We start from the raw sequence: 2,988 nt of genomic DNA, 5'->3' as shown, positions 1-2,988 counted from the left end.
GGGGAGAAGAGGGAGTAGTCCGCACGCGACACCGCACAGCACCCCGTGGTCGATGGACCGCGGGGTGCTGTGCTGCGTGCGCGCATCCGTTCACCGCGTGATCCGCGCCGCTCGTCGCAGCATCCACTCGCTCGGCCCCGTGCGGCGGCATCGCTTTCCTAACGTGGGGGAACGCAACGTCGCGTATCCCGAGGAGACCTCCATGACCGCACCTTCGTCGCGCCGCCGCGACGGCGCCGGACTCGTCGACGACGAGCCCGTGATCGTCACCGATCCGAAACTCCCCTCCGTCGCCCTCACCGAGGAGCACCACGAGAAGGCGAACCGCTGGACTCTGCCGAAGATCATCCTGTGGGCCGCGATCGCGCTCCTGGGCGCCGTCGCCTGGACCATGCTCGCGATCGTCCGCGGCGAGACCGTCAACGCGATCTGGTTCGTGTTCGCCGCGGTGTGCACCTACCTCATCGGCTATCGGTTCTACTCCAAGGTGATCGAGAAGTACATCACCCGCCCCGATGACCGCAGGGCCACGCCCGCCGAGGTGAAGCAGGACGGCAAGGACTACGTCCCCACCGACCGTCGCGTGCTCTACGGCCACCACTTCGCGGCCATCGCCGGTGCCGGACCGCTCGTCGGTCCCGTGCTCGCCGCGCAGATGGGGTACCTCCCCGGTACGATCTGGATCATCGTGGGCGTCGTGCTCGCCGGCGCCGTGCAGGACTACACCGTGCTGTTCTTCTCGATGCGCCGCGGCGGACGCACGATCGGCCAGATGGCCCGTCAGGAGCTCGGCCGGATCGGCGGCACCGCCGCGATCATCGCCTCGCTGCTGATCATGCTGATCATCGTCGCGATCCTCGCCCTCGTCGTCGTCAACGCGCTGGGGGAGAGCCCGTGGGGCGTGTTCTCGGTCGCGATGACCATCCCGATCGCGCTCTTCATGGGCGTCTACCTGCGCTACCTCCGCCCCGGCAAGGTCACCGAGGTGTCGATCATCGGCTTCGTGCTGCTGATGGCCGCGATCATCGGCGGAGGCTGGGTCGCCGGTACCGAGTGGGGTCAGGCGATCTTCCACCTCGACCGCACGACCATCGCCTGGGGCATCATCGTCTACGGCTTCATCGCCGCCGTGCTTCCGGTCTGGCTGCTGCTCGCCCCGCGCGACTACCTGTCGACCTTCATGAAGATCGGCGTGATCGTCATGCTCGCGGGAGCCATCGTCCTCGTGCGCCCCGAGATCACCGTCCCCGCCGTCAGCGTCTTCGGCGAGAACGGCATGGGACCGGTGTTCGCAGGGCCCCTCTTCCCCTTCCTGTTCGTCACGATCGCGTGCGGGGCGCTCTCCGGGTTCCATGCGCTGATCGCGTCCGGAACCACTCCGAAACTCATCGAGAAGGAGCGTCAGACGCGCTTCATCGGCTACGGCGGCATGCTCATGGAGTCGTTCGTCGCGATCATGGCCCTCGTCGCCGCGATCTCGATCGACCAGGGCATCTACTTCGCGATGAACGCCCCGACGGCTGCTCGGACGGCAATAGATCCCGGTCGATCGCACGGCCGTCACGAACTGCCCGTCGAAGCGGGTGTCGCGTGCGCTGATCGCACGGTAGCGCTCGTCGAAGCCGTTCGCGGGGAAGGTCATGCCCCCACTCTGCCACCCTCCACCGACGTCGACTGGCGGAAATCGGACATGACTGTCGTAAGGCGGCTGACCCTCCCGTCAGCGGCCTCGTCGAACCATCCGCCCGGCTGCGCGCAACGGCTTCGTCACCTTCCAGCTCGCGCTGCGGTGCACCGCTGCGAGTGCGTCGTCGCGCGCCACGATCACATCCGACAGGCGCGCCCGCTCCGTCTGCAGCATGTCCACGACGTCATGCAGGGACGCGACCTCCGCCTCCAGATGCGGGATGCGCGCGACCTGGGCGATCATCTCGCCGAGACGCTCGAAGTCAACGCGGATCCGGTCGGCGACCGACGTCTCCGCCTCGAAGAGTGCGCGCAGCGGCTCGTGCCGGATGTCCCCCACTGCGAGCACACCGAGCCCATGCCCGTGCTCGAATGCGAACACGCGCCCTGGTTCGGAGATCTCCTCCCAGAGGCGCCATACGCCGAAGTCGTCGCGTCGTTCGGCGATGTCGTGGAAGAGGATCACTCCTCCGTCGCGAACCGTGTCACGCCACTGCTCGTAGTCCTCGCGGGCGTCCTCGTACCCGTGGCGTCCGTCGATGTGCAGGAGATCGACGGACGCCGCGGCGAAACGCGGACGTGTGTCGGAGAAGTAGCCGCGATGCAGTTCGACCGACGACGGGTAGTCGCGCGACGCGATCGAGCGCACGGACTGGTAGATGGAATCGTCGTAGAAGCCGGCGTGGTCATCGCCCTCCCAGCTGTCCAGGGCGTTGATGGTGAGCGGATGCCCGAGCCTCTTCGCGGCCTCGGCGAAAGCGAAGCACGAGAAGCCGTTGTGGGTGCCCAGTTCCACCACGTCTCGCGGGCGCAGCACGTCGATGAGCCAGGCGGCGAACGCACCGTGCGTGACCCAGGCCGAATCCACGAAGTGCGCCGGCATCCAATAGGACGTCGGTCTCAGCCATGGCACAGCCGACATGCCTTCGCTCGACGTCGCACGCGCCTGTGCTTCCATACTGTCGCCCCATCGCCCCAGTGAGGCCCCAGTATATAGGTGCCACGCGGGCGTGCGACGGGAACACGCTCCCGATGACGGCGAGCGCTCAGTGGAAGAAGTGACGCTCCCCGGTGAAGAACATCGTCACGCCGGCCTTGCGCGCAGCGTCCACGACCTCCTCGTCGCGCACCGAGCCACCCGGCTGCACGATCGCCGTGACTCCGGCGTCGATCAATCTACTACGAGTACTCGCCCGAGAGCTACACCGGCACCGAGCTCGAGTTCGCCGTCGACATCTGCAACCAGGTGATCGAGGTCTTCGAGCCCACCCCCGACCGCAAGGTCATCATCAACCTGCCGGC

1 protein-coding gene and 3 pseudogenes are annotated in these 2,988 nt (G+C 67.1%); 1 reads left to right on the top strand and 3 read right to left on the bottom strand.

Annotated features, from left to right (window positions below; translation table 11 throughout):
• Positions 1-202: 202 nt before the first annotated feature.
• Positions 203-1,522 (top strand): annotated as a pseudogene (locus KZA10_RS10995) (carbon starvation CstA family protein); the annotation flags it as partial.
• On the opposite strand, the pseudogene KZA10_RS10990 reads toward KZA10_RS10995, so the two are convergent.
• The 3 genes and pseudogenes from KZA10_RS10990 to KZA10_RS18075 form a co-directional block, all read right to left on the bottom strand.
• Positions 1,523-1,642: pseudogene (locus KZA10_RS10990) on the bottom strand (Ada metal-binding domain-containing protein); the annotation flags it as partial.
• A 78-nt stretch (positions 1,643-1,720) separates the two neighbouring features.
• Entirely contained in the window at positions 1,721-2,569 is an 849-nt protein-coding gene (locus tag KZA10_RS10985) for a class I SAM-dependent methyltransferase (protein WP_218682900.1), read from the bottom strand.
• Positions 2,570-2,732: 163 nt separating this feature from the next.
• A pseudogene (locus tag KZA10_RS18075) lies at positions 2,733-2,861 on the bottom strand (hypothetical protein); the annotation flags it as partial.
• Positions 2,862-2,988: the final 127 nt, after the last annotated feature.

The organism is Microbacterium sp. BF1 (assembly GCF_019279095.1).
Taxonomy (GTDB): Bacteria; Actinomycetota; Actinomycetes; order Actinomycetales; family Microbacteriaceae; genus Microbacterium; species Microbacterium maritypicum.
The sequence above is the reverse complement of the archived record's forward strand: the minus strand, read 5'-3'. Positions and strand labels throughout refer to the sequence as shown.